Source organism: Prosthecobacter fluviatilis (genome assembly GCF_042655725.1).
Classification (GTDB): Bacteria; Verrucomicrobiota; Verrucomicrobiia; order Verrucomicrobiales; family Verrucomicrobiaceae; genus Prosthecobacter; species Prosthecobacter fluviatilis.
This window is the reverse complement of record NZ_JBHSMQ010000004.1, coordinates 376,299-401,232: the sequence shown is the minus strand read 5'-3', so window position 1 is coordinate 401,232 and position 24,934 is coordinate 376,299. Positions and strand designations below refer to the sequence as shown.

The 24,934-nt window shown below is 61.5% G+C and carries 23 protein-coding genes and 2 tRNA genes; 12 read left to right on the top strand and 13 right to left on the bottom strand.

Annotation, left to right across the window (positions count from 1 at the left end; translation table 11 throughout):
• Window positions 1–20 precede the first annotated feature (20 nt).
• Together ACFQDI_RS13170 and ACFQDI_RS13165 are read left to right on the top strand one after the other, a co-directional pair.
• On the top strand, window positions 21–707 hold the full coding sequence (locus ACFQDI_RS13170; protein ID WP_377167257.1) for a hypothetical protein: 687 nt from the start codon (window positions 21–23) through the stop codon (window positions 705–707).
• Window positions 708–733: 26 nt separating this feature from the next.
• Complete coding sequence (locus ACFQDI_RS13165) at window positions 734–1,114, top strand: hypothetical protein (RefSeq protein WP_377167255.1); 381 nt, start codon at window positions 734–736, stop codon at window positions 1,112–1,114.
• A gap of 139 nt (window positions 1,115–1,253) precedes the next feature.
• On the opposite strand, the gene sucD is transcribed toward ACFQDI_RS13165, so the two are convergent.
• The 3 genes from sucD to ACFQDI_RS13150 form a co-directional block, all read right to left on the bottom strand.
• Window positions 1,254–2,162: a succinate--CoA ligase subunit alpha gene (sucD, locus tag ACFQDI_RS13160; protein ID WP_377167253.1), complete on the bottom strand. Its 909-nt coding sequence runs from the start codon at window positions 2,160–2,162 to the stop codon at window positions 1,254–1,256.
• 90 nt (window positions 2,163–2,252) lie between these two features.
• Window positions 2,253–2,621: a diacylglycerol kinase family protein gene (locus tag ACFQDI_RS13155; protein WP_377167251.1), complete on the bottom strand. Its 369-nt coding sequence runs from the start codon at window positions 2,619–2,621 to the stop codon at window positions 2,253–2,255.
• 14 nt (window positions 2,622–2,635) lie between these two features.
• The gene (locus ACFQDI_RS13150; protein ID WP_377167249.1) at window positions 2,636–3,733 is read right to left on the bottom strand and encodes a hypothetical protein; all 1,098 of its coding nucleotides are present in this window, start codon (window positions 3,731–3,733) and stop codon (window positions 2,636–2,638) included.
• 147 nt (window positions 3,734–3,880) lie between these two features.
• Here ACFQDI_RS13150 and ACFQDI_RS13145 point away from each other — a divergent pair, with 147 nt between their 5' ends.
• From ACFQDI_RS13145 to ACFQDI_RS13130, 4 genes are all read left to right on the top strand, one after another.
• A complete protein-coding gene (locus tag ACFQDI_RS13145; protein ID WP_377167247.1) occupies window positions 3,881–4,204 on the top strand; it encodes a heavy-metal-associated domain-containing protein in 324 nt (107 codons plus the stop codon).
• Window positions 4,205–4,287: 83 nt separating this feature from the next.
• Window positions 4,288–4,378, top strand: a tRNA-Ser gene (locus tag ACFQDI_RS13140).
• Window positions 4,379–4,531: 153 nt separating this feature from the next.
• On the top strand, window positions 4,532–4,927 hold the full coding sequence (locus ACFQDI_RS13135) for a DUF488 domain-containing protein (RefSeq protein WP_377167245.1): 396 nt from the start codon (window positions 4,532–4,534) through the stop codon (window positions 4,925–4,927).
• Window positions 4,924–6,939, top strand: coding sequence for a serine hydrolase (locus ACFQDI_RS13130; protein WP_377167243.1), 2,016 nt, complete (start codon window positions 4,924–4,926; stop codon window positions 6,937–6,939). Before ACFQDI_RS13135 ends, ACFQDI_RS13130 begins: the two co-directional genes overlap by 4 nt.
• Before the next feature lie 40 nt (window positions 6,940–6,979).
• Here ACFQDI_RS13130 and sufT read toward each other — a convergent pair whose 3' ends face one another.
• The 3 genes from sufT to ACFQDI_RS13115 all read right to left on the bottom strand — a co-directional run bounded on the left by sufT (window position 6,980) and on the right by ACFQDI_RS13115 (window position 8,771).
• The gene (gene sufT, locus ACFQDI_RS13125; RefSeq protein ID WP_377167241.1) at window positions 6,980–7,537 is read right to left on the bottom strand and encodes a putative Fe-S cluster assembly protein SufT; all 558 of its coding nucleotides are present in this window, start codon (window positions 7,535–7,537) and stop codon (window positions 6,980–6,982) included.
• Between the two features lie 162 nt (window positions 7,538–7,699).
• A complete protein-coding gene (locus ACFQDI_RS13120; RefSeq protein ID WP_377167240.1) occupies window positions 7,700–8,194 on the bottom strand; it encodes an iron-sulfur cluster assembly scaffold protein in 495 nt (164 codons plus the stop codon).
• 13 nt (window positions 8,195–8,207) lie between these two features.
• Window positions 8,208–8,771 carry a rhodanese-like domain-containing protein gene (locus ACFQDI_RS13115; RefSeq protein WP_377167238.1) on the bottom strand — a complete coding sequence of 188 codons (564 nt, stop codon included), beginning with the start codon at window positions 8,769–8,771 and terminating at the stop codon, window positions 8,208–8,210.
• A 125-nt stretch (window positions 8,772–8,896) separates the two neighbouring features.
• Here ACFQDI_RS13115 and pssA point away from each other — a divergent pair, with 125 nt between their 5' ends.
• The 3 genes from pssA to ACFQDI_RS13100 all read left to right on the top strand — a co-directional run bounded on the left by pssA (window position 8,897) and on the right by ACFQDI_RS13100 (window position 14,121).
• Window positions 8,897–9,772 (top strand): CDP-diacylglycerol--serine O-phosphatidyltransferase, encoded by an 876-nt coding sequence (gene pssA, locus ACFQDI_RS13110; protein ID WP_377167236.1) that lies wholly within the window; start codon window positions 8,897–8,899, stop codon window positions 9,770–9,772.
• Between the two features lie 56 nt (window positions 9,773–9,828).
• On the top strand, window positions 9,829–11,052 hold the full coding sequence (locus tag ACFQDI_RS13105; RefSeq protein WP_377167234.1) for a glycosyltransferase family protein: 1,224 nt from the start codon (window positions 9,829–9,831) through the stop codon (window positions 11,050–11,052).
• A gap of 81 nt (window positions 11,053–11,133) precedes the next feature.
• Window positions 11,134–14,121: a PAS domain S-box protein gene (locus ACFQDI_RS13100; protein ID WP_377167232.1), complete on the top strand. Its 2,988-nt coding sequence runs from the start codon at window positions 11,134–11,136 to the stop codon at window positions 14,119–14,121.
• 62 nt (window positions 14,122–14,183) lie between these two features.
• Here ACFQDI_RS13100 and ACFQDI_RS13095 read toward each other — a convergent pair.
• The 6 genes from ACFQDI_RS13095 to ACFQDI_RS13070 all read right to left on the bottom strand — a co-directional run bounded on the left by ACFQDI_RS13095 (window position 14,184) and on the right by ACFQDI_RS13070 (window position 18,797).
• Window positions 14,184–14,256, bottom strand: a tRNA-Phe gene (locus ACFQDI_RS13095).
• 83 nt (window positions 14,257–14,339) lie between these two features.
• Window positions 14,340–14,714: a DUF423 domain-containing protein gene (locus ACFQDI_RS13090; RefSeq protein ID WP_377167230.1), complete on the bottom strand. Its 375-nt coding sequence runs from the start codon at window positions 14,712–14,714 to the stop codon at window positions 14,340–14,342.
• Window positions 14,715–14,805: 91 nt separating this feature from the next.
• Entirely contained in the window at window positions 14,806–15,483 is a 678-nt protein-coding gene (locus tag ACFQDI_RS13085; protein WP_377167228.1) for a phosphoribosylanthranilate isomerase, read from the bottom strand.
• On the bottom strand, window positions 15,473–15,937 hold the full coding sequence (locus tag ACFQDI_RS13080; RefSeq protein WP_377167226.1) for a response regulator: 465 nt from the start codon (window positions 15,935–15,937) through the stop codon (window positions 15,473–15,475). Before ACFQDI_RS13080 ends, ACFQDI_RS13085 begins: the two co-directional genes overlap by 11 nt.
• Before the next feature lie 10 nt (window positions 15,938–15,947).
• On the bottom strand, window positions 15,948–16,475 hold the full coding sequence (locus tag ACFQDI_RS13075) for a hypothetical protein (protein ID WP_377167224.1): 528 nt from the start codon (window positions 16,473–16,475) through the stop codon (window positions 15,948–15,950).
• Between the two features lie 108 nt (window positions 16,476–16,583).
• The gene (locus ACFQDI_RS13070) at window positions 16,584–18,797 is read right to left on the bottom strand and encodes a M48 family metalloprotease (RefSeq protein WP_377167222.1); all 2,214 of its coding nucleotides are present in this window, start codon (window positions 18,795–18,797) and stop codon (window positions 16,584–16,586) included.
• A 144-nt stretch (window positions 18,798–18,941) separates the two neighbouring features.
• Between ACFQDI_RS13070 and ACFQDI_RS13065 the strand changes: the two genes are divergently transcribed.
• Window positions 18,942–20,432: an amidase gene (locus tag ACFQDI_RS13065; protein ID WP_377167220.1), complete on the top strand. Its 1,491-nt coding sequence runs from the start codon at window positions 18,942–18,944 to the stop codon at window positions 20,430–20,432.
• 24 nt (window positions 20,433–20,456) lie between these two features.
• Here the strand turns inward: ACFQDI_RS13065 and ACFQDI_RS13060 are convergent, their stop codons facing one another.
• Window positions 20,457–21,230: an AraC family transcriptional regulator gene (locus tag ACFQDI_RS13060; protein WP_377167218.1), complete on the bottom strand. Its 774-nt coding sequence runs from the start codon at window positions 21,228–21,230 to the stop codon at window positions 20,457–20,459.
• A gap of 72 nt (window positions 21,231–21,302) precedes the next feature.
• Between ACFQDI_RS13060 and ACFQDI_RS13055 the strand changes: the two genes are divergently transcribed.
• Together ACFQDI_RS13055 and ACFQDI_RS13050 are read left to right on the top strand one after the other, a co-directional pair.
• Window positions 21,303–21,665, top strand: a complete 363-nt coding sequence (locus ACFQDI_RS13055) for a hypothetical protein (protein WP_377167216.1) — start codon at window positions 21,303–21,305, stop codon at window positions 21,663–21,665.
• Between the two features lie 112 nt (window positions 21,666–21,777).
• Complete coding sequence (locus tag ACFQDI_RS13050) at window positions 21,778–24,927, top strand: DUF1553 domain-containing protein (RefSeq protein WP_377167214.1); 3,150 nt, start codon at window positions 21,778–21,780, stop codon at window positions 24,925–24,927.
• The last annotated feature ends 7 nt before the right edge of the window (window positions 24,928–24,934 follow it).

Here is a 24,934-nt window from a genome sequence, read left to right as displayed (position 1 = left end):
AAATAATTTCCAGTACTCCCATGATCACCCGCAAAGCACCCGCCCTCGCCACAGCAAACGGCCACAATGAGGACAATCTCCTCGTTTTTGAAGATGCTCCCGAGTTCATGGATGAACATTCAGGCGCCTCCTCCCTTGAGAATGTCGATTCCAAGGTCAAGGCAGCCCAGGAGCAGTTGCAGGAGCTTCGCCGCCAGCAGGAGGAAATCGAGCGCCAGAAGCAGCACCTCGAAGCCCTGCGCATCAAGCAGGAGCGTTTCGTCGCCGGAAAGCGCGACCTCGTCGAAAAAATCAGCCGTTCAGCCAGCCTGATCGAACGCGAACTCTACGACGCCCAAAAGCGCGTGGAGGATCTCGCCGCCATTCACGATGACTTCCGCCGTCACCAGGACATTCTGAAATCACTCCAGCCGGAGAAATGGCACCGCGCCCAGGTGAGCGAAGAGCTCGACATCGCCTTGGCTGCCATTGACGATGCCGAAGGCGACTATGCCAAAGGCATCCGTCGGCTGCACGCCATGGGTCCGCCAGAAGGCGTATCCACCGGAGGCCAGGCCAGCCTTGATGACTCCAGCGCAGCCACCATGCCCTCCTTCAGCGCTCACGCCGATGACCTGAAAACCTGGCTGCGCCGTGGCTTTGCCTTCACCCTTCCCCTGATGGGGACAGTGATCGTCGCCATCGTCCTGATCCGGCTCATGTTCTGATTCCCCTCCCCTCACCGCTCACTCTTATGGCTCTGTTTTCTGGCAATCGCAAAGTCCGTTCACGCCGTCCAAAGCCTGTCCAGGCATTGACGCAGGAGGCATCCCCCAAGAGCAAGTCACGACACCTGAGCAAGCGTGCAGACGAGCTTAACAGCCAGATTCACCGTCTGGAATGCTTCATTACAGATGCACCACGCATCAAGCGGCAGCATCGGCTCGCAAATGTGAACATGGTCCCCCCCATGGAGCTTTCAGCCCCCGCTCCGCGCAATCGTCGCGTGCCCATCGCAAAACAGCGCGCCCGCCGCAGCGAGCGCCTGCGCCTGTTCACCGAGGGCACCCTCGTGCTGGGCTCCATCGCTGCCATAGTCGGCTGGCTCAATCAGTGGTTCCATTTTTGGAACTGATTCCGACCTCCACACAAGCTGGCGGCATTTTGCTTTGATTGCCGGGTGATGATACCCACCAGCTTTATTTCCAGATCCAGCGGCAAAGAACTTCTTTGCCGGACCGCTGAAAACCACGGTCAAAACAGCCCGGCCAGACTCACGCCTTACCCCAGCGCTTCAACAGCGTGGCAGCCATGTCGGCAGGTGAGTCAGAGACAGCAATGCCGCACTCGGCAAGGATCTTCTTCTTCGCCGCAGCCGTGTCATCCGCACCACCAATGATGGCACCGGCATGCCCCATGCGGCGCCCGGCAGGTGCCGTGGCACCAGCAATGAAAGCGGCGATAGGCTTCTTGCAGTTGTCCTTGGCCCATCGGCCCGCTTCCACCTCGGCGTTGCCACCGATCTCACCAATCATGATGATCGCTTCCGTTTCAGGATCGTCGTTGAACATCTTCAGCACATCGAGGTGATTGGTGCCGTTCACCGGATCGCCACCAATGCCAACGCAAGTGCTCTGGCCGTAACCTCGGGTCGTCAGCTGCCAGACAGCCTCATAAGTGAGCGTTCCGGAGCGGCTGACCACACCGACGTTGCCACGCTTGTGGATGTAACCAGGAGCGATGCCGATACGGCAGCCACCGTGAGATTTTTCACCATGTCCGGGAGTCACGAGACCGGGGCAGTTCGGACCGATCAGACGCGTCTTGCTGCCTTTCATGGCAGCCTTGACCTTGATCATGTCATTGACGGGAATGCCTTCGGTGATGGCCACCACGAGGTCCAGTCCGGCATCCACGCCTTCCAGAATGGCGTCAGCAGCAAAGGGTGGCGGCACAAAGATCACACTCACCGTGGCTCCAGTCTCACGCGCAGCTTCGGAAACAGTGTCAAACACAGGCACTTTCTTGCCGCTGTGCTCAAAAACCTGCCCGCCTTTGCCTGGGGTGACACCAGCCACCAGCTGCGTACCGTAGTCGATGGATGCCTTGGCATGGCGCGAACCGAAATCTCCGGTGATACCTTGAACAAGAATGCGGGTGTCAGTTTCAACAAGAATGGCCATCGGAATGAGTCAGTGAGAGGTTTTGGGGGGCGTAAACGCTCCGCATCATAGAAGTGAGCTTCGCTGCGTCAAGGCGGCGGCGGAATAATCTCAAAGCAGTTGCCAGAGTTTCGGCAAAAAGACCACCACTCCCACCCCCAGCGCAGCCGCTGCAGCCACCAGCACAGCCGCCGCAGCAGCGTCCTTCACCCGGCGGATCGGCTCCTCACGCTCCTTGCTCACCCGGTCTGCCAGCACCTCGATCGCCGTGTTCAGCAGCTCCGCCGCCCAGACCATGCCCACAGCCAGCATCACCACGCACCACTCCCACCCGGCGAGCTGCAGCCAGAGGCCCAAGCAGCCCGCCGTCACCGTGGCAATCGCATGCACCTGCAGATTCCGCTGCGTCCTCAGTGCCCACACCAGCCCGGCCACAGCGGGGCCAAAGCTGCGTAGCACCGAGGCAAACCAGCGGAACATGCGGCGAGTTCGGGCTATTGCACCCCGGCAGGTTTCTCAGCTGGAGTCGTTTCAGCACTCGGCTCGGAAACGCTTTTGACCAGGTCTCTGAACTCCCTCAGCCAGGATATCGCATCCGGGTGGCTGGGGTAGGTTTGGATCACCTTAAGCATGTCCGCCAGAGCATTGACGGGCGTCACGTTGTTTTCCACCAGATAGCTGTTCTTCTCCCAGATCATCCGCGGGCCGGCATCTTTGTAGTACTCGTTGAACTCAGTTTCGCTCTTGATGGCTTTTTGCAAGGCCACTTCCGCATTCATGCGGGAATCCCACTGCGCAGCCAGTTCCGTCGGCTTTTCCGCCAGGTAGTAGGGGAAAATGATATTGGCGTATATCCCCCTCACATTCAGAGGCTGATACTCCCATTCCTTCCGCTTCAGGAAGTCCTCCAGCGAATAGGCCCTGGCAAATTCGGAATTTGCCACAGACTGCCGCAGCGTCCCCATGATGTCGCCTGCCGGCACACCTCCTCCTCCGCCACCACCACCGCCGCCTCTGCGCCCCCCTCCTCCGCCGCCACCGCCGCCACCTTTGGCGTCTTTATCCGCCACTGCCCCTGAGGCCGAATGCGTGGTAGTACCCTGTATCGCAGTAATCACCTTGCCCAAAAAGGCCTGTGCCGCAGCCACGATGGGTGCCATTTTCCGAGGCTCCTGGATCTCCTGCGCCTGAATGGTGAGCACAAGATACTCCAGCTGGAGGGCCAGAGCCGTCTTGAAGTCATCATCCTTCAAATTGGCCTCATTCCTGTTCCGCCAGTCCATGAAATCCGTCTGTTTCAGATTTTTGCGGTCAAAATGCTCCAGCTTGTAGCAGTCCAGGTAGAGGGCCATTGCCGCAGCCGGACTCGCCATCCCCTCCCGAAACTTTGCCAGCGCCGCGCCAAAGACGGACCCCCTGCCCTTGCCAATCTGCGCCTCCACTTTCTCCAGCTCTTTGAGAATGTGCTCTGTTTGCGCCGGCGTCAGAAGCACCTTGGCCTCTGGCTTCTCAGGTTCGGAAGCAGGAGTTTGGGCAATCGCAGGACAAGCCAGCGCCACGGCCAGCAGAGGCATAAGTTGGGTCAGTTTCATGGTCGGAAAAGTAAACACGGCAAAAAGCGGGTGGGTGCAGGAAAAATCTTTATATGTGAAAAATCCCCGTCTCAACGTTTCATCCCCTCACAAACTTGGACTTGGCTGCACAAAGTCAGCGTATATTTATTCCAGCCCATCTCTCTTATGACTCGCTCAGCTTTCTTTTTCGCCCTTGCCGCCATCTTTGCAGCCCCTGTCATGGCAGCCGATGCCCCTGTGAACTATGTTGCCGAAATGACCGGCATGGTCTGCGCCGGCTGCAAAGACCATGTCACAGCCTCCTTCACCAAGCTCGAAGGTGTTTCCAAGGTGGTCATAGTCCCCGGAGACAAACCCGGCACTCAAAAAGTCACCGTCACCTCCTCTTCCGCCTCTATCACCAAGGAGCAGGCTGTGGCCGCATTGGGCACTTCCGCCTCCACATACGTCGTTCATGACTGGAAGAAGTCCGACCAGCCGGCCAACTGAATGTAAATCAGCAGCCAAAATCGCTTGCGGGCGCTCCTGACTGCGCCACTATCCGCGCTCTCCGTTTCCCGGAGCAACAATTTGGACAGGTGTCAGAGTGGTCTAATGAGCACGCCTGGAAAGCGTGTGTAGCCTAAACAGCTACCGAGGGTTCGAATCCCTCCCTGTCCGCCACCCCTCGCTGAAGCGAGAAGATGTGGGTTACACACAGCAGTCGCTGCACTGCAGACTGCACGCTCCCTCCGAAAGGTTGCATCTGGCACAGACGTATCGTATTGCGATATTAATCCCGTGGATTAATCGCCGCAAAACCAGCGATCCCTCCTGATGAAGCCCCCTCCCGGCATTTATCGCTATGGCTCTCCCCGTGGCAAAGGCGAGGGACCACGCATTGGCGTATCGCGCCATGTACCACGTGGGGTCCGGCGTGAAGACTGGGCCAGCCACGACTATTTCGACCTGTGGCTGCCGCTGCTCTCGCCCTCCGCACCGCTGGTCAAAGCCTACCTCGCTCATGACATCAGCTGGAGTGTCTTTTCCCGCCGCTACCGGTCGGAAATGAACAAACCGGAATGCCGCCACGTAATCGATCTGCTCGCCATGCTCTCCGGCGAAGCCACCTTCTGCCTCGGCTGCTTTTGCGAAGATGAAACACGTTGTCACCGCTCCTTGCTCCAGCAGCTCATCACAGAACGCCGCGCCGCATTGAAACCGCCCCCATGAAAAAACACCTTGGCCTGATTGCATGCATAACGCTGTCACTCACGGCATCCGCCGAAGACGGGCAGCCGAAAACCATGCTGACTCAGCGTGGCCGCCCGCTCGCCAGCGAAGCCCCTGCCAGGCCGCCCGCTCTCGCTCAGGCATTCCGTGCAGACAAGCTCACAGAACTCGACACCACGCTCACGCAGGCAATCACAGATGGCATGATCATCGGCGCAGCCCTCTGGGTGGAGCATGACGGCGTGGCCTATCACAAAGCCTTCGGTCATCGCGCGCTCCAGCCGCAAGCCGAACCCATGACGGAGGACACCATTTTTGACGTCGCTTCGATCACCAAGGTGCTGGCCACTGCGAGCTCTGCCATGCTGTGCATAGAGCGGGGGCTCATGGAGCTTGATGCACCAGCATCGAAATATTTCCCCGAGTTTGCAGGCGAAGGCCGCGAAAAAATCACAGTGCGCCATCTGCTGCTGCACACCTCAGGAATGCCGGTAAATCTCGATCCCCGCACTCAGCCGTTCAGCAACCACGCGGAGGCCACCGCCCGGCTGTGCCAGACCAGGCCGGTTTTTGAGCCAGGCAGCGCCTTTTCCTACAGCAGTGTGGGCAGCATGGTGCTGGGAGTCGTGGTCGAGCGCGTGACTGGCAGGCGCCTGGATGAATTTTGCACCAGTGAATTGTTCAAACCTCTGCGCATGAATGACACCTTGTTTCGCCCCGACGGCGGGCGGCTGCGCCGGGTCTCCCCTTCCAGCGCACCCGGGCGTGGCCTCACGGACGACACCGTCGGGCGGCTCGCGGGCGGCATTGAGGGGCACGCCTCCCTTTTCACCACCACGGCCGACATGGCACGGTTTGCCCGCATGATGCTAAATCTGGGCGAACTCGATGGCGTGCGCGTTTTCAAACCGGAAACCATCCGGCTCATGACCTGCGTGCAAAGCCCGCCGGACCTTCGCAGTCCTGATGCCAAAAATCTGTCCGTACAACGCGCCCTCGGCTGGGATATCAACACCCCCTACCGCTCACCACCGCACGATTACACACTGGCCCGCGGCGCATGGTTTCCCATCGGCGGCTACGGTCACACCGGCTGGACGGGCCAGATGCTTTGGCTGGACCCCGCTTCACGCACATTCGTCATCTTTCTCTGCAACCGCTACGGCGGCGCTATGGGAGACACCCGCCCCGCAGTGTACAAAATGCATCACCGTATTTCCACACTCGCCGCCGAAGCAGTCAAAGGCTTCGACTTCAAAAAGGCTTCCTCACAGACCCCGGCAAACACCTCGGCCACCTTCGTCAATAGCCTGGGCATGAAGTTCGTCCCTCTGGCAGGCACCCGCATCTCCATGTGCATCCATGAAACACGCCGCTCAGACTACGCAGCATATGTTTCAGCCCATCCTGAGGCAGACGCATCCTGGAAAGACACTAAACTCGACAGCCTCTCCGCCAGGGCTGAGGACAATCATCCTGTCGCAAATGTGAGCTGGGATGACGCCAAGGCGTTTTGCGCCTGGCTCAGCCAGAAGGAAGGCCGCGTCTATCGCCTGCCCACAGATCGGGAATGGAGCATCGCAGTCGGCATCGGAGATCAGGAGCCCGCAGACACCCCGCCAGAGAAACTCAGCGGCAAACTGCGCGACCTCTACCCCTGGGGCGACGTCTGGCCGCCTCCCAAAGGCTCCGGCAACTACGCAGACACAGACTGCAAAACTCAGATACCTGCCGAAAAGATCATCGAAGGCTACACCGACGGCTTCGCCATCACTTCGCCCGTCATGAGCTTCCCTCCCAATGCTGCCGGCATCTTCGACCTCGGCGGCAGCTTGTGGGAATGGTGCGAGGATTTTTACAATCAGTCCCACAAAGACCACGTTCTGCGCGGCGCGTCCTGGGGCAGCAGCGCGCCCGCCGCGCTGCTCTCATCCTTCCGTGGCAATCAGCCCTCCACCCGCCGCTGGCGCTGCGACGGCTTCCGCTGCGTGGTGGAAATCCCGCAGCAGTAGAGGCAGAGCCCTGGCTTGAAAAAACGGAAGCTCCGATTCCTCAGATCATTCCCAGCTTCATTTTGCCCTCGACGCTGATCATGCCCTGGTTCCAGGCCGGGTCCCACACGAGCTCCACAGCAGCATCATCCATCTCCTCAATCGTCATGATTCGGCTCTGGGCATCGGCCGCGATCGTGGGGCCCATCCCGCACCCTGGGGCGGTAAGGGTCATTTTCACTGTGGCTTTGTTTTTGCCTTCGGCGTCCGTCTCCACCTTGCAGTCATAGACCAGTCCCAGATCGACGATGTTGACCGGGATTTCAGGATCATAGACGTTTTTGAGCTGGTTCCACACCTGGCCTTCCAGATCGGTGACATCCGCAGGAATGTTGGAAGAGGTGCTGTCCTGCTCCTTCTTGCTGGCTTCAGGGTCTATCCCCAGGGCGTCCACATCCGCCGCCTGTATGCGGGCCAGGCCGAAGTCAGTGGCCACGGTGTAGGTGCCGCCGAGCGACTGGGTGATGATGACCTTCATGCCGAGCGGCAGTTTGATCAGATCCCCGCTGGGAATCTGAACGGCATCGACTTCGCGTTTGAGTTCAAGTGAGGAGTGCATGGGGGAATTGGTAAAAGATCAAAGATGAAAGATAAAAGCAGAGGATGAGCGGAGGCTTCCAGTGTTTTACCGCATGGGCTATGAGTTCAAGTTCGATGGGCGGGGTTTCAGTGAGGATGGCATCTGGAGTTCTCGGCTCTTTTTATCTTTGAGCTTTTCCCTCTAATCTTTTTTATCGCTGGTCATGACAATTTTGATCTTGCCCTGCGTCTTGCCAGCTGCGCTCAGGGCGTCTGCGAGGGTGCCGGATTGATCGGGAACTGCCGCAGCAGGTTGGGCGGCCGAGTTCTTCTGCTCCGCTTCCAGCGCGGCACGCAGGGCACCCTCCACCATCTGGCCGCAGTGGATCTTCATCGGTGGCAGCGGCCCCAGCGGCCTGCTGAGTTCTTCCGCAGAGAGCGAGAGCGCCTCCTCCTTCGTTTTGCCACGGATGAGCTCCGTGGCGATGCTCGCCACCGCGATGGCGGTCTGACAGCCAAAGCTCTGAAAGCTCGCCTTGTCGATCACCTTCTTTCCGTCCTTGTCCTTGTACTTGATCCACAGCCGCACCATGTCCCCGCAGTCAGGGCTCCCCACCGTGCCCACAGCATCGGCATCGGGCATTTCGCCCAGGTTCTGGGTGTCCGTGAGGGCTTGCTGGAGTGCGGCTTCGTCCATGGTCGTGGCAGGTTCAGTCTTCGATTTCGATACGATAGCGCGGGAGGCTTGGATCAACCTCCGTGCTGTAGGCGTCGATCCCGCCGGTGAGGCACTTGGTTTCCCCAAATCCGTGCCCGATGAAATAGGCCGCCGCATCCAGCGAGCGCGCGCCCGTGTGGTCGTAGAGCACGATGGTCTTGGTCTTGTCGCCGTGGGTGAAGATCTCCTGCACCAGCTCCTGCGTCAGCAGGCGCGCGCCCGGCAGCTTCACAGCCTCATGCTCCTCACGGGTGCGCACGTCCAGCAGCACCAGATCCGGCACGTTGCGCAGCAGCACCTCCAGCTCCTGCGGGGAGATCTGTAGTGAGGCATCCCCCTTGTGGCTTTCCTGGATGTGCGCCACGGCCTCCGTTACAGGAATGTTTTCATTGCGCTCGCACACCTGCGCCAGCGTCTCCCCCGGCTGAAAGCCGCAGCTGCGACACCCCCCGATGTGGTAACGCGCAAACAAAGCCCTCTGCGCCCCAGGGTAGGCCTGGAGCACCTGGCTCATGGTCATGTCACCGGTCAGCGGTGGAAGTTCGGCAGTGGGCATGGTGGGAAAAAAGGACGGGAGGCATGCCATAATGGTAAAACGACCCATTGCAAGCTCGCTGCCATTACGCCCGCCCTCTCATTTCGTCATTCGACATTCGCCATTCTGCATTCACCTTGTCGCCCATGACTCACGATCTAGAGCCACGCATCCCCGTCCTGCCCACGCTGATGACGGCGGGCAACATTCTCTGCGGTTTCGTCGCCATCCTGGAGATCTTTGACGGACGGCACCTTTCGATGAACCAGCACTACCACTACGCCATTGTGTTCATCCTGCTGGCCTGCCTTTTCGATGCGCTCGACGGCCGCGTCGCCCGCATGGGCGGCACTGAAAGCCCCTTTGGGCGCGAGCTCGATTCGCTGGCGGACATCGTCTCCTTCGGCGTCGCACCCGCGCTGCTGGTGCATGACATCGTGCTCAAGGAAATAGACACCCCAAAAGGCCTCGGCTGGCTGATCTCCTGCGTGTACCTCGTCTGCGGTGCCATGCGTCTGGCTCGGTTCAACTGCCTCGCGGCAGCCGACGTGAAATGCAGCATGAAGGGCTTTCGCGGCTGCCCCATCCCTGCGGCGGCGGGCGTCATCTCCTCCCTGACACTCCTGATCATCTGGCTGGACAGCAATGAGAAGGAGATCGGCAACTGGAAGTACGTCCTCGCCGGCCTCATGGCCCTGCTATCCTACCTCATGGTGAGCAACCTCGAGTACCCCAGCTTCAAGGCGGTGAACTGGCGTACCAAGCGCTCCTTCCACTGGGTCCTGGTGACCATCTTCGTCATCGCCTTCACCGTCATGAACTGGCACTGGATGCCTGCGGTGCTTTTTGTGAGCTACCTGCTCTATGGCCTGGCCCGCCCATGGGTCTCCCGCAAATGGCGCCAGGAAATCGAGATCGAGGCTGAAACCGTGGAGCTCGATCCCGAGGCGGAAACACTCGCGCTCAACGGCGACAGCGAACTTCGTGACCGGCCCGACCGCGACAGCGCCGTCCAGATTTGAATATTTTTGTTTCACGCACCGCTGGGTCTGTGTAATTGAGGATTCCTCCAACCTCCATGGCAGATTTCTACCAGCACGCGCGCGTGCCCACCCTTCATCATCTCGCTCACGCGGACAGCTCCGCACGTGAAGCCGAAATGCAGGATTGGGCCAAGGAAAAGCCCGTGGCGCTGCTGCTCCCCGCCCTCTACGCCGAATGCGAGCGCCCCGCCCTGCCCCGCATCCTGGAGGAAGTGTCCCAGGCAGGCCACATTTCAGAGGTGATCCTCAGCATGAACGGCATGGACGCCGCCGAGCATGAGCGCGCCCTGATGCTCATCCGCCAAAACCTCCGCGGCAAAGCCGCCCATGTGCTCTGGAATGACGGGCCCCAGCTCACCCAGGCCTATCAACGCATGGACCAGGCAGGCCTGGCAGGCCCTCATGCAGGCAAAGGATCCAACATTTGGATGGGCATCGCCTACCTGCACGCACGCGGTTTTGATGGAGTCATTGTCAGCCATGACACGGACATCCTGAACTACAGCCGCGACATCCTCTGGCGGCTCTGCTACCCGCTCCTCCACCCGCGCATGCCCTACCGGTTTGCCAAAGGCTACTACAGCCGTGTTTCAGACCGTCTCTATGGCCGGGTCACGCGACTGCTGATTTTCCCCCTGATCCAGGCCTGCCGCGACGTGCTGGGCTCCAAACCGCTGCTCGAGCACCTCGACAGCTTCCGCTACCCGCTCTCCGGTGAATTCGCCGCAGACATGCAGGCCCTCGAGCGCTTCAGCCTCCCCGGCGGCTGGGGCCTGGAAATCGCCATTCTCAGCGAAGCCTTCCGCCATCTGCCGGCAGAGCAGCTCTGCCAGGTGGATCTGGGCTTTCATTTTGAGCACCGCCACCGCAGCCTCGCTCACGACCAGATCGGCGTGAATGAGCCCGGCCTCATCACCGCCGCTGCAGATGTCGCGCGCTGCCTCATGTTCCAGGTCCTGCGCGAGTCCGAACCACGCTCCGCCGAAAGCCTCATGCGCCTGATCATCGAACGCTACCGTCCGCGTGCAGGCGAATGGCTGCAGCGCTATGAGCACGTGGCGCTGCTCAACGGCCTGCGCCATGACCTCGATGAGGAAAGCGCCGCCGTCAGCGCCTTCGGCCAGGCGCTTGACCGCCTCCTCCAGAGCCTGGGAAACGACCCCCTGCATGTGCCCGCCCTGCGCGACACCCCCTCCAGGACCCTTGCGAAAATCCCCGGCCTCGCTGCGGACATTGCCGCCAGCGCCACCGCAGTCTGAGCCGCAGCCCATCCTGCTTGCCTCAAACGCCAGTTTTGGATAAGGTCAGCCCTGATAATTCCAGCGACTGCACCTTTTCGCATGAAAAAATCTACCCAGCCAGCAGCCAGGCGCAAACCTGCGGCGGTCGCTGCATCACTCGATCCGGGAGGTGAGCCTGTCGCATCTTCTCAAGATCTCGCACTCTTGTGCAACAGTGTCGATGCAGCCCTCTTCAGCCTCGCAGTTGAGCCTGGTCAAAAATTGCGCCTCCATTTTGCCAATCACAGCTTCCTCGCAGCGGCAGGCCTCAGCCCTCAGCAGATCATCGGCCGGCTGATCGAACAGCTCATCCCGGAGCCCTGCTGCACCCGCGTGCGGAAGCACTGCCGCCAGGCGATCCGCACCCGCCAGACCGTGCGCTGGGACGAGACCTACCCCCACCCCTCAGGCATCAAATACGGCAAAATCTCCGTCACCCCCGTTATGGACTCCAAAGGAAGGGTGACACACCTTTCCGGCAGCGCCCAGGACATTACCAAACGCCGCAGATCAGAGATGGCCCTGCACGAAAGCGAGGAACGCTACCGCCGCATCGTGCAGACAGCAGAGGAAGGCATCTGGACGATCGATGCCAGCTCGCGCACAGACTACGTCAATCCCAAAATGGCGCAGATGATGGGCTACAAGGCCCAGGAAATGATCGGACGCCCGATCAGTGACTTTCTCGACGACGAGGGCAAGGCCCTGCTGAACACCCACATCAAGAACCGCAAAAAAGGGATTTCAGACCAGTTCGAGTTCAAGTACATCCGCAAGGATGGCTCCCCTCTCTGGGCATTTGTTTCCACCAATCCCATCACCAACTCCCAGGGTGTTTATGTCGGCGCCATGGCCTTGCTTACAGACACGTCAGCACGCCGCGCTGCCGAGGCCGCCATGCATGAAAGCAATGCGCAGTTCCGTGCCATCTTCGAGCAGGCCGCCGTCGGCGTAGCCTTGATCGACAGCAACACCGGCCGCTTCCTCAACGTCAATCAGCGTGCCTGCGACATCGCCCGGCTGACACGAAGGCAGCTCATGGCCACGACCCTGCTGCACCTCGCCCACCCGGATGATTTGCAGGTGACCCATGACAACATGGAAAAGCTCAAGTCCGGGCAGCTCCAGACCTTCACGGTTGAAAAACGCCACATGCATGCCGACGGCAGCATCACATGGATCAATCTCACCGTCTCACCCATGTGGAAAAAAGGCGAGCCCCCCTCCCGGCACATCGCCATCATGGAGGACATCACAGAGCGCAAGCAGGTCGAGCAGTCGCTGGCCCGCACCACAGAGCTCTTGGAGCGCACCGGAGAGATGGCCAAAATCGGCGGCTGGGAGCTCGATGTAGCCTCAAAAAAGCTCTTCTGGTCGCTCGAAACCTGCCGGCTCTTCGAGATTGGCAGCAAGACCACTCCCTCGCTCAAAAAAGCCGTCAGCTTCTACGCCCTGAAGGAGCAGCGGCTCATCCGCTCCGCCGTCCGCGCCGCCATCGATCACGGCACGGCCTACGACCTGGAGTTGCCGGTGCTCACCGCCAAAGGCCGGCGCTTCTGGGCCCGCACCCAGGGGTTTGCCATCCGCGAAAATGGCAGAACCGTGAAGCTGATCGGCACGTTTCAGGACATCACCGAGCACAAGCAGGCAGAGCAGGCTTTGATAGAAAGCGAGGTGCGCTTCCGCGCCATCTTTGAGCAGGCCGTGGTTGGCGTGGGTCTTGTGGATCTCACCACAGGCCGCTTCGTTGACGTGAACCGCCGCTTCAGCACCATCACCGGCAGATCACGCAAGGAACTGCTCAAGCTTAAGTTTGATGCCGTCACGCACCCCGATGACCGCGCAAAAAACCACCACCTGCACAGGCAGCTCAAAGCCGCCAGATCCTCCGAGTTTCAGGTGGAGCAGCGCTACGTCCGCCCGGATGGCACCGTGGTCTGGGTCAACCTCAACGCCTCGCTGCTCAGCACCATGAGCGGACGCCCCAACCACCTGCTCACCATGGTGGAGGACATCACCAGCCGCAAGCTCGCGGAGGCAAACTACCGCCGGGAGCTCGGCTTCAATGAAATTCTGGCCAGCCACACCTCGGCCATCATCATCGTTCTGGACAGGCACGGCCGCCTCCTTCATGCCAATGAGGCCACGCTGCACATGCTCGGCTACAGACGGAAAGACCTCATCGGCAAGCCCCCTCCATGGAAGTCTGACTTCATGGACCCCGCAGAAAAGGCCCGTTCGCAAAAACGTTTGAAGGAGCTGCTCGCAGGCAGAAACATCCCCGAGCACGAGGTCACTCTCATCGGCAAAGACCGCAGGCGCCATGTCGTCGCGCTTTCCACCATCATCACCAAGACCCCCGAAGGCCTGGTGGACCGCATCATCATCACCGGCACGGACCTGACAGAGCGCAACCGTCTGCAAAAAGAGATCCTCAAAATCTCCGAGCAGGAGCAGGCGCGCATCGGCCATAATCTGCACGACGGCGTCGGCCAGACCATGACAGGGGTGGCCACCCTGATTGAAGCGCTCGAAAGCGAGCTCACCGGAGATCAGCGCCAGAGCGCCGCCCGCATCCACAAGCTCATACAGGATGCCATTCAGGAAGTCCGCCACATGTCCCACAGCATGTCACCGGCATCCGTGAGAAACCGCGGCCTCGGCGGCGCGCTGCATCTGCTGGCGGAAACCATCCGCACCAACCACCGCACCGCCTGCACCTGCGAAGTCGATCCCGAAATCAAAATCGAAGACTCGGAGAAGGAGACCCACATCTACCGCATCGCCCAGGAGGCGTCCAACAACGCCCTTCGCCATGGGCACCCATCTCGGGTCAAGCTCTCGCTCCAGCGCCATGGACCAAACGAAGCCGTGTTAAAAATCGAGGACAACGGCTCAGGCCTTGGCAGGCACCCTCACGCACATGCAGGCATCGGCATGCGTGTCATGCACTATCGCGCCAATCTCATCGACGGCAGTCTCACCATCAAATCCAAAGCCCGGGGCGGCGTTAGCGTCGTTTGCCGCTTTCCGTGCGGAACCAACTAAAAAGCCGGAACCAGCTTGCTGGTGGGCCACAAAGTCTTGTGGCGGCTTATTGCTTCAAGAGGTGGCTCGGGACGGAATCGAACCGCCGACACGGGGATTTTCAATCCCCTGCTCTACCGACTGAGCTACCGAGCCTCTGCTTGAAGGGCCGGTATAGGAGCAAGCTCTGGTGATGACGCAACGTGTTTTTCACTCTCATTGCAGATTGCTGCTCAGGCTCATTTTCCTTTGGCCGACATCGCGATCAAAAGCCATCCCCCCATGAAGCTCAATCCTCCCAGTGGAGTGATGGCCCCAAGCCATTTCGTGCTCGTGTAGGCAAGCACATAAAGCGAACCGCTGAAAAGCACGATGCCCATGAAAAAAAGACGCCACGCCCACACCACAAGCGGCTTCGCGCTCGCAAGCAAGGTGAGCAGCAGCAGCAGGACAGCATGAGGCAGATGATACTGCACCGCCGTCTCCCAATGGGCCAGTTCACCGGCAGCCACCAGTTTGTCATGCACTTTCCCATGGGCGCCCGAAGCCCCCAGTGCGATAGCGAGGAAACCCATGAGGGCCGAAAGACGGAGGCGGAAAGAGTCGGGCTGCATGACAGTGAAGATTGGAGGAGATGGAGGAATGCAGCATGCCGAAGGCAGGTGACTGCACAAGCTCCGACATCGTCAGACGCCCGGCATCGTCTCAGCTTGCGCTGTCGCCCGCAGCCTTTACCCACCCATCCCGTGCTTCAGCAATGAAGCGCGCGACTTGCAGCAGGTCCTTGCTTCCAGGCAGAGACTCCACACCGCTCGCCACATCCACCGCCACAGGCTGGGTCTGCTCCACCGCCTGCTTCACGTTGTCAGGAGTCAGCCCGCCGGAGAGCAGGATCTGCTTCTGCGGAAACATCTCCCGCGCCCGCACCGCCAGCTCCCACGGAAAAGCGTGCCCGCCTCCCCCATAAGTGCCCGGATTGTAGGCATCCAGCAGGATGGAGTCACAGGCAAACTCGCCGATCTGCGCCAGCGAGGCCTCATCACGCACCTGCAGCGCCTTGATGACATTGACCCCGCGCTTCATGAGCCGCTCCACCTCGGCAGGCGTTTCATCTCCGTGCAGTTGCAGCGCCTGAAAAAGCTGGCTGGAGACCGCCGCGTCTAGGAGGGCCGCGTCGGGATTCACCAGCACCGCCACCAGCGCATTCTTTCCAGCCACATCCTGCAGCCCCCCCACAGCCACCTCCAGCGGCATGTGGCGTTTCGACTTCGGCCAGAGATTGATGCCCACCGCATCTGCACCGAGCGCAAACAGCACCCCCGCCTGCTGCGGCTGGGTGATGCCACAAATCTTCACACTGCGACGCTTGGGATCAGGAAACATGGGGAGGTGGGGAAAACGGTGGAAAAGCCAGCCCCCGGCGCTCCGGGAGCAGCTTGGCCGTCACAGACAAAAGCACATCCAGCTTGGGCGGCAATGGCATGCTGCCCCGCACTCGCACATCGCGTTGCAGCTCTTGAAACCTCATCGCATCCGTCGGCTGAATCAGAAATATCACCGGCGGCGCCGCATGCACCCCGGCATGCACCATGGGGTAGGCTTTGCTCAGCAGGCGGTCGAGCATGTCCCCTTTCATGTCAGGCAGTGGCAGCGAAAACAAAAACAGCGAGTATTCACGCCGCAGCGCCATCTCAAATGCACGCTCCCCGCTCGGAGCATCGTCCACCTCGCACTCACGGAAGGCCGTCAGCGCCTCGCGGATCACTCGCCGGTAAGGCAGGCTTTCCTCCGCCAGCAGCACCCTTGGAACAGCTGAAGCGGCCCGGTCAGTTGTCATGCAAAGCAGTTCAGCTTTCGGGATACACCGCCACAGCCATCACACCTTCGCTTGGCAGCCAGCCGACCACCTCCACACGCTGCAGCGGCTTTGCGGACGACCCCATGCCTTTGCGCACGGTTTCCAAAACCTTCTTCTGCGTGTCCTCAGTCACCGTCGAGCCAAACAGCCCGGCAAGATCAGACAGCATTGGCGCAGGGGCATTCATACCACCGGCCGTCGTCACTGGCGTGCGCGTCTGCCCGCAGGCGAGGATCGTTTCGCGGATGGCCTCCGGCGTCATCGTGCCGGACACCACCACCAGACGGCGCAGGCGTGTCTCCGCCGTAGGCGCCTCGACGATCGCCGGCGCAGGCTGCGCGGCGGTGGTGCTCACCGGCGGCTTGATTGACTTCGACGGCTTCAGAAAGACACGCGGCCCACCGGAAGGAAAGGAAGCTCCGGAGTTCAAAGCCTGCGGCAGCATAGGCTCCTCCGCCTGCAATGCAGTCGCGGAGGCCAGACAGACAAAAAGCTTTAAAAAAACAGGGAATTTCACAGACAAGGCGCGGTTTTTATCATGCCCACTTCCCTGAGACAATAACAAAAACGAGAAAGGGTGGAATTTGCCCTTGGCCTGGGAAAATCTCCCTGCTGCACCCATGTCTCACGCCGCCATCGGCAGCACAGCAGCCTGCCAGGCGCCCGTCCCGCCTTCGCCGGATTTCTGGCCCCGGGGGGACGCCTGCCAGCCCGTCTCCACCTCATGGGCCAGCACGCAGAGATCACGGGTCACAGAGTTGGTAAAATGGCGGAGGTTGTTGCGCAGGCGCGCATAAACATCCGGCCCGGTGGCAGATTGTGGCACCAGCGCAGCAGCCAGCGATCTTTGCTCCTTGTCATAGGGATTGGCCGCCGTCGCCAGCGCCTGCACCGCATGGCTCACACCAACCTGCACGCGTACCTCACCACCTTGCCTGGCCTCGGCTGTGGCGCCCCGGGCACTCTCCAGCCACAAGGCCTCCACACACACCGCTGCAATATGGGCCTGCGCGGCAGCCAGTGCACGCTGCGCCTCCACCAGCAGCCGCACCTGCTCACGCCAGCTTGCCGGGACTCCCTCCTGCTGAAAGCGCCACGCCAAAGCAGCCCCTAGGCGCGACCATGCCGCCTGCTCAAAAACCGCCAGCTGCTTTGAAGTCACCTCGTATTCGCGCAGAGACTCCGCCTGCGCAGCCATCACGGCGGCAGCGTTGCTCACATCCACTCCAGGCATCGTCACCCCGGTGGCATCATGCCCGCCGTGGACCAGCTGGCAGACAAGCGTGCGTCGGCAAAGCACATCGCGCAGCCTCATCTCTCGCTCGCAGGCAGCCTCGTAGCCCCCTTTCCAGGCCTTCACCACGGCAGCCGCCTCAGCCCACATCTCCGCAGCGACCATCGGCAGCGGCATCAGCCGCTCCGGAGACGGCGGATGTCCAAACATCTCCCTCACCGCCGCTTCACGGAGCCTGTCCTTCAGCTCCATCTCCTCCCCCTGCCGTTGCGCATCCAGCCGACTTTGATCTTCCTGCTCCTGACGCCGCCGCTGGTCCTGCATGTGCCGGTTTGGCGCCTCCTCGGCCACCAGCTTAAATTCATTAAGATCCAGCCCCAGCTCCACATCATACCAGTAGAGAGACACCGTTTTGCACAGACCCGCAAAGTCGTGCATCAGCGCCTCCGCAGGCATATCCAGGCTGCACACTCCAGGCGCAGCCAGCTCCTCCAGTCTTTCCTTTCGGTCCTTCAGGGCCGGGTGCGTGCTCCACCACGAGGCATCCTCCGCCAGCCCCCTGCTCTTCACCTGCTTGCGCACCACCTCCGGCATGGCCAGCACCTGGCTGGCGATACGCCCCGGCACATTGTCCGGCAGCTCCCCGTCCTTCAGCCGGGCCAGCATGGACTTCACCGTCGCCGTCTCGGCATGATCCAGAAGCCCCAGCTGCAGCAGTGCGCCCTCCATCTCACAACTGCCCACCACCCTCGCGCCATGGGCGTCCGCATCATACTCCATCTGACGCGACATGAAGCCGCTGATCACGCCCCCCAGCTGCATCAGCAGAGTCATCACTTTCCGGCCCACCCCCACCATGACACGGGACACAGTTCCCAAAAGGCCGCTGAACCCCTCCCGGCTGCACAGCGCATCCAGCTTTTCATCCCAGCCATCACGCTCCAGCACCACACGGGCAAACCAGCGGTTGATGCTGCGCACGACGTAGTTCAGCCGCATGCCTCCCCCCTGCGCAAAGTGGCCAAACTCATGCGCCAGCACTCCCGCAAACTGCCGCGCCGTCAGTCCCGCCACCAGCGGCATGCCGATGCTCAGCACCAGATCATGGCTGAAAAAACTCGCCATCCCACGCCGGAACGACGCCGACGCATTTACCCGCGAGTCCACCTCCACCACCACCGGATGCGGAGCCCCCACCAGGTCGCAGATGCGGTGGATCAAGGCAAACAAAGCCGGTTGTGAGATGGGGTCCAGCGTCACCGTTGGCGGCTGCTTCGGCAGCGGCGCAAACAACGGCTTCATCATGAACAAAATGCAAATCGCACCCGCCACCGCCACAGCGAGATACAGAAAGCCCGCCAGCAGCACCGCCCGGCCATTCCGCCGCCCCAGTCCCGAGGCTTCACTGATCCATACCAGATCATGCTGCACATGCCACACCAGCAGCCATCCCATCCCCGCAATCAATGCCAGATACAGCAGCGGCAAAATGAGCAGGGCCAGCAGCACCAGCACCATGCCCAGACGGTAGCCGACAGACACGCGCCCGCGTACAAAGCCCCCGGAAAAGGCTCCGCCTACCAGCTCAGTCAGGTCTGCCATCATTCTCCCCTGCATCAAAAGGCAAAAATCTACGCGCCCTGTACTTTGTACGTCAATCTCAGCCCCGAGCACTCGCAACATTCATTCTCATTTCATGGATGAGACGCACTTGAAGGCAGGGGTGGGTCAGAGCATTCTGTTTCAATCATGAACCGCCGCCGCCTGCTACAGTCCTTCGCCACAGCAGCGCTTTCCCCCGCTGCATGCACGCAGCGGCAACACCGCCCACCGGCACCCTACGCTACCTGCAGCCAGCTTGCCGAGCAGCTCGAAGCGGCACAAACCACGCCTCTCCTGCTGGTGGAGCACTTCCTCTCACGCATCACGCAGCTCGACAAATCCGGTCCCCGCATCAGCTCGGTCATCGAATTGAATCCCGCCGCCAAAGACATCGCCGCCCACGCCCCTCCCGGCCTGCTGCACGGCCTCCCCATACTCATCAAGGACAACATCGAAACCGCCGACACCATGCACACCACCGCAGGCTCGCTGGCCCTGCGGAATCGCCCGCCTGAAAGCGATGCACCCCTCGTCTCCCGCCTTCGTGCTGCAGGAGCCGTCATCCTCGGAAAGACCAACCTCAGCGAGTGGGCCAACATCCGCTCCCCAAAATCCACCAGCGGCTGGAGCGCACGCGGCGGCCTCACCCGCAATCCCCATAAGCTCACCCACAGCGCCAGCGGTTCCAGTTCCGGCTCTGCCGCCGCTGTCGCCGCGGGCCTGGCCCCGGCCGCCATCGGCACCGAAACCAACGGCTCGATCGTCAGCCCAGCCAGCGCCTGCGGCATCGTCGGTTTCAAGCCCACCGTCGGCCTCATCAGCGGCGCGGGAATCATCCCCATCACCCATCATCAGGACACCGCAGGGCCCATGACACTCACCGTCAGTGACGCCGCGCTTCTCATGCAGGTGCTGGCAGCGGATTTCACAGCAGACTTAAAATCTGATGCGCTCAAAGGCGCACGCCTCGGCGTCATCCGTGAATACAGCGGCACCCACCCGCAGGTCCTGGCCCTCTTTGATGCCGCCCTGCAAAAACTGCGCGAAGCCGGAGCCATCATTATCGATCCCGTCAAGCTGCCCACCCTGCGCAAGGCCGGCTCCCTGGCCTGGCGCGCCATGCTCATTGAGCTGCGCCAGGACCTCAACGCCTACCTAGAACAACGTGGTGGCGACGTCCGCACCCTCGCCGAACTCATCGCCTTCAACGAAGCGCACCGCGACACCGAGATGCCGCACTTTGCGCAGGAGTTCTTCATTCAGTCGGAAAAACTCGGCACGCCTGAGATCATCGCAGCCGGAGAAGTCGCCCGCGCCGAGGCCCGCCGTCTTGCCGGTCCCGAAGGCATCGACGCCGCCCTGCGCGAGCACCGCCTCGACGCCCTCATCTGCCCCACCAACGACCCCGTCGGCCTCATCGATCTCGCCCATGGCGACAGCAACGACCGCGTCGCCAGCACGCCCGCCGCCGTGGCGGGCTACCCTCACCTCACTGTGCCCCTCGGCCTTGTGGACGGCCTCCCCATCGGCTTTTCCTTCATGGGCACCGCGCATGCGGATGCGCGCATCCTCGCGCTCGGACACGCGTTTGAGGAGATAACAAAAGCGCGCAGGGCCCCGGAGTTTCGCGAGGAGTAGCGGGGGCATCCTGCCCCCGCAACGTCATCCCCCTTTCTTCGCCGCCCTCTGGGCAAAGAAGGACGGCACCCTCTGCTGCCGGAACTGCGCCGGCGTAAGTCCCATGATGCTCCTGAAGCACCGCGTGAAATGCGCGTGATCGTAGAACCCCAGCTCCACCGCCAGCGCGGCCACGGTCTCCTCCGTCTCCGCCAGCCGGCGGCACGCCGCCTCCACCCGCACACGCAGCAGGTACTGCCGCGCCGAGGAGCCAAACACGCGGCGGAAGCTGCGGTCAAACTGGCTCTGCGACAGCCCGCACACCCGCGCCATCTCCGCGCTGCTCAGCGCCGCCTCGGGGTGCTTGTGCATCTGCTCGATCACCTTCGCAAACCGCGCCTCGCCGGAGCTGCGGCTGCGCACCTGCTCCAGCTCCCGCGAGAAACCGGCCACGCCGATGACTCGCCCCTCCGCATCGCGCAGCGGGATCTTGCTGGACATCACCAGTCGCGGCGAGCCCTCCGCCTCCGGCGCGCTTTCCACCCGGTTCACGATCGGCCTGCCCGTGCGCATCACCGTTTCATCATCCGCATGGTACTCCGCCGCACGGCTGCGCGGGAAGAAGTCCGCATCCGTCTTGCCGATGGCATCCTTCTCATGCTTCACCCCGCAGTAGTCGCACCCGCGCCCGTTCACCGCCATGAAGCGCCCCTTTCGGTCCTTGATAAAAAAGGAAATGTCCGGCAGCAGGTCAAAGAGCCGCGCCAGCTCCGCTCCGCCTGCGCGCCGTAAAAATGCCTGTGGTGAAATCGCAGCCATGGTGCGTGTATTTTACACAAGGATGCCATGCCCATGCAAGACGCGAATGCGGGTGCTGGCGTATCCTGAAGCATGAAAATCGCCATGCACTCCCTGCTCCAGCGCCGCGAGCGGCTCCGGCGGGCGGCCGCCAGCCTGCGCCGTGGCAACACACGCGACCTGCATCTGCTCGATGCCATGCTCCGCGATGCCGAAGTCGTCGCCTCCTTCAGTGACGACGAATTAAAAGACCTCATCCTCATCGTCAAACACCACCGCCCCGATCTCGCACTCAATCTCCTCACCCACATGAGGGCATCCAAAGAACGCCAGTGCCTGGGCGCCTGCCTCGCCGCCATCTGGAGCCGCATCGACATCAATGCCGCCTGGCATGGCATCACTGCCAGCAGCCTCCCAGAAGCCGAGCGCCTGGCTTTGTGTAGCGCCATGGTCTGACGCCAGCATCCGCCCTAAAATTCGCCTGATTGACCGCAATATGAGTCACCCAGCCACCGTAAGCACATTCATACCAGTCCTGGACACTTCCATACAACCTCCCCACTCACGCATGCGCATCAACCTCACCCTGCTCCTCACGCTTCTCGCCTCTGTGGCGACTGCTGCGCAGCCCATCGGCTTCAACAAAGACATCCGCCCCATCCTCGCAGACGCCTGCTTCCACTGCCACGGCCCGGACCCGGGAACGCGTAAAGCAGGACTGCGCCTCGACACCGAGGCCGGATTCTTCACCGCCAAGGAGGGCGAACAGCCCACCGTCATCAAGAACAAGCCGGAGATCAGCAGCCTCTTCCAGCGCCTCATCACCAAGGATGAGGACGACCTCATGCCGCCGCCCGAGTCACACAAGACGCTCAAGCCCGCAGAGATCGCGCTGATCAAAGAATGGATCGCCCAGGGTGCGCCCTGGCAGCCGCACTGGTCCCTCATCGCGCCCAGGAAAGCCCCTCTGCCTGCCGTGAAGGACAGCGCCTGGATCAAGACTCCAGTGGACCGCTTCATTCTTTCCAAACTGGAAGCAATCGGACTCACTCCCGCAACCCAGGCGGAGGATCACGCGCTCATCCGCCGTGTCTCCCTGGACCTCACCGGCCTGCCGCCTTCCCCGGAGCTGATGACACGCTACCTCCCGCTCACCGACCAGAAGTATTCCGCGCTGGTGGACGAGCTCCTCAAATCCCCCGCCTATGGCGAGCACCGCGCCCGCTACTGGCTGGACGCCGCACGCTACGCCGACACCCACGGCCTCCACTTTGACAAACCCCGCGAGATGTGGCCCTACCGCGACTGGGTCGTCAAAGCCTACAACAACAACGAGCCCTTCGACAAATTCACCGTCGAGCAGATCGCCGGCGATCTCCTGCCCAAGCCCACCGAAGACCAGCTCATCGCCACCGGTTTCCAGCGCTGCAACATCACCACCAATGAAGGCGGCACCATCGATGAAGAGAACCTCGCCAACTACGCTTCCGACCGCGTACAGACCATGGGCTGGGTCTACTTTGGCCTCACCACCAACTGCTCTCAGTGCCACGACCACAAGTTCGACCCCATCACGCAGAAGGACTACTACTCCATGGCCGCCTTCTTCCGCAACACCACGCAGAAGCCCAAGGACGGCAACGTGAAGGACGGCCTGGGCCCCATCCTCGTGCTGCCCACGGACAAGGACCGCCCGCGCTGGACCGCACTGCCCACGGAGATCGCCGCGGCGAAAACCAAGCAGGACGCCGCACGCAAAACCGCAAAACCTCTTTTCGATCTCTGGCTCACCACCGCCAAGCCAGAAGACCTCGACAAGGATGTGCCCACCAAGGGCATCACCGCGCACCTGCCGCTCAATGAAGGCGCTGGCAGCGAAGTGAACGCCACCTGCGGCAGCGCCAAAACCTTCAAGGCCACTGGCGAAGTCACCTGGAAGCCCGATGGCAAACTGGGCCCCGCGCCTGTGATGAAACCGAACAGCACCTTCGAGATCGGCGACGTGGGTGACTACGAGAAGGATCACGCCTTCAGCTATGGTGCCTGGATTCGCGCGGGCAAGGTCACCGGCATCGCAGGCAGCATTCTCAGCCGCATGGATGAAAAGAACGGCCATCGCGGCTGGGATCTCTTCCAGAGCGACAACAAGCTCTCCGTGCACATCGTCAGCAACTGGCCAGGCGACGCCATCAAGGTCAGCACCGCCAAACCCGCCCTGCGCCCCAACGTGTGGCAGCATGTGTTTGTGACCTACGACGGCAAAGGCAAGGCTGGCGGCGTCCGCATTTTTGTGGATGGCGTGGAGGCGCAGATCCGCCCGGACGTGAACGCACTCAAAGGCAGCATCAAAACGACGACTCCCACACGCATCGGCCAGCGCAGCCACGGCTCCTACTTCACCGATGGCGGCGTGCAGGACGTGCGCATCTACGACCGCCAGCTCAGCGCAGCGGAAGTCATGACCCTTTCCAAAGTGGGCCCTCTGCGCACCATGCTCGCTGCCAAAAAGCCGGGGCCAAAGCAGCAGGAGGCGCTCTTTGAGCACTACCTCACCACCCGCGATGCAGCCTACCAGACCGCACTCGCCACCAGCACCAGGCTCACCGCCGAGCAGGAAACCATCAAGGCCCGCAGCCCCATGACTCATGTGCAGGAGGAAAAGATGGACACCAAGCCCATGGCCAACATCCTCATGCGCGGCCAGTATGACAAGGTGGGAGACCCCGTGGAGGCCGCCGTGCCCGCCGCCCTGGGCAAGCTCCCCGCCGATGCTCCGAAGAACCGCCTCGGCCTCGCCCAATGGCTCGTCAGCGACAACAACACCCTTACCGCCCGTGTCACCGTCAACCGCATGTGGCAGGAACTCTTCGGCAGCGGCATCGTCAAGACCAGCGAGGACTTCGGCATCATGGGCTCCGCCCCTTCCAATCCCGAGCTGCTCGACTGGCTCGCCGTCGAGTTCAAAGAAACCGGCTGGGATGTGAAGCGCTTCTACAAGATGCTCGTCACCTCCGCCGCCTACCGTCAGGCCGCCGTCATCACCCCCGCCAAGCTGGAAAAGGACCGCGACAACGCCCTCCTCTCCCGCGGCCCGCGCTTCCGCATGGACGCCGAGATGATCCGTGACTACGCCCTCGCCGCCAGCGGCACCCTCTCTCCCCGCATGGGCGGCCCCGGCACCCTGCCCTACCAGCCGGAAAACATCTGGGAGGTCGTCGGCATGGGCACGGAAAAGTACGTGCAGGACAAAGGCGAAAACCTCTACCGCCGCACCCTTTACGACTTCTGGAAGCGCATGGCCCCGCCCGCCAACATGGACATCTTCAACGCCCCCAGCCGCGAAATGAGCTGCGTCCGCCGCGACCGCACCAACACCCCGCTGCAGGCCCTCGTCACCATGAACGACCCCCAGTTCATCGAAGCCGCCCGCAACCTCGCCCAGCACACTCTCCAAAACGTCAAAGGAGACGACACCGCCAGGCTCTCCGCCATCTACGAGCACCTCCTCTGCCGCCCCCTCAAGGACGCCGAGAAACCCATCCTCCACGCCAGCCTCGCCGACATGCGCAAGTTCTACACCGCCAATGCCGCCGAAGCCGAGTCCCTCCTCAAAGTCGGCGAATCCAAAGCCGACGACAAACTCCCCAAACCCGAACTCGCCGCCTGGACCATGCTTTGCAACGAAGTCATGAATCTGGACGAAGTCTTGAACAAGTAATCACACT

Bases quoted from the DNA above. Each gene is read 5' to 3' on its own strand.
- ACFQDI_RS13170 (WP_377167257.1), top strand. From the start codon at position 21: ATGATCACCCGCAAAGCACCCGCCCTCGCCACAGCAAACGGCCACAAT.
- ACFQDI_RS13165 (WP_377167255.1), top strand. From the start codon at position 734: ATGGCTCTGTTTTCTGGCAATCGCAAAGTCCGTTCACGCCGTCCAAAG.
- sucD (WP_377167253.1), bottom strand. From the start codon at position 2,162: ATGGCCATTCTTGTTGAAACTGACACCCGCATTCTTGTTCAAGGTATC.
- ACFQDI_RS13155 (WP_377167251.1), bottom strand. From the start codon at position 2,621: ATGTTCCGCTGGTTTGCCTCGGTGCTACGCAGCTTTGGCCCCGCTGTG.
- ACFQDI_RS13150 (WP_377167249.1), bottom strand. From the start codon at position 3,733: ATGAAACTGACCCAACTTATGCCTCTGCTGGCCGTGGCGCTGGCTTGT.
- ACFQDI_RS13145 (WP_377167247.1), top strand. From the start codon at position 3,881: ATGACTCGCTCAGCTTTCTTTTTCGCCCTTGCCGCCATCTTTGCAGCC.
- ACFQDI_RS13135 (WP_377167245.1), top strand. From the start codon at position 4,532: ATGAAGCCCCCTCCCGGCATTTATCGCTATGGCTCTCCCCGTGGCAAA.
- ACFQDI_RS13130 (WP_377167243.1), top strand. From the start codon at position 4,924: ATGAAAAAACACCTTGGCCTGATTGCATGCATAACGCTGTCACTCACG.
- sufT (WP_377167241.1), bottom strand. From the start codon at position 7,537: ATGCACTCCTCACTTGAACTCAAACGCGAAGTCGATGCCGTTCAGATT.
- ACFQDI_RS13120 (WP_377167240.1), bottom strand. From the start codon at position 8,194: ATGGACGAAGCCGCACTCCAGCAAGCCCTCACGGACACCCAGAACCTG.
- ACFQDI_RS13115 (WP_377167238.1), bottom strand. From the start codon at position 8,771: ATGCCCACTGCCGAACTTCCACCGCTGACCGGTGACATGACCATGAGC.
- pssA (WP_377167236.1), top strand. From the start codon at position 8,897: ATGACTCACGATCTAGAGCCACGCATCCCCGTCCTGCCCACGCTGATG.
- ACFQDI_RS13105 (WP_377167234.1), top strand. From the start codon at position 9,829: ATGGCAGATTTCTACCAGCACGCGCGCGTGCCCACCCTTCATCATCTC.
- ACFQDI_RS13100 (WP_377167232.1), top strand. From the start codon at position 11,134: ATGAAAAAATCTACCCAGCCAGCAGCCAGGCGCAAACCTGCGGCGGTC.
- ACFQDI_RS13090 (WP_377167230.1), bottom strand. From the start codon at position 14,714: ATGCAGCCCGACTCTTTCCGCCTCCGTCTTTCGGCCCTCATGGGTTTC.
- ACFQDI_RS13085 (WP_377167228.1), bottom strand. From the start codon at position 15,483: ATGTTTCCTGATCCCAAGCGTCGCAGTGTGAAGATTTGTGGCATCACC.
- ACFQDI_RS13080 (WP_377167226.1), bottom strand. From the start codon at position 15,937: ATGACAACTGACCGGGCCGCTTCAGCTGTTCCAAGGGTGCTGCTGGCG.
- ACFQDI_RS13070 (WP_377167222.1), bottom strand. From the start codon at position 18,797: ATGATGGCAGACCTGACTGAGCTGGTAGGCGGAGCCTTTTCCGGGGGC.
- ACFQDI_RS13065 (WP_377167220.1), top strand. From the start codon at position 18,942: ATGAACCGCCGCCGCCTGCTACAGTCCTTCGCCACAGCAGCGCTTTCC.
- ACFQDI_RS13060 (WP_377167218.1), bottom strand. From the start codon at position 21,230: ATGGCTGCGATTTCACCACAGGCATTTTTACGGCGCGCAGGCGGAGCG.
- ACFQDI_RS13055 (WP_377167216.1), top strand. From the start codon at position 21,303: ATGAAAATCGCCATGCACTCCCTGCTCCAGCGCCGCGAGCGGCTCCGG.
- ACFQDI_RS13050 (WP_377167214.1), top strand. From the start codon at position 21,778: ATGCGCATCAACCTCACCCTGCTCCTCACGCTTCTCGCCTCTGTGGCG.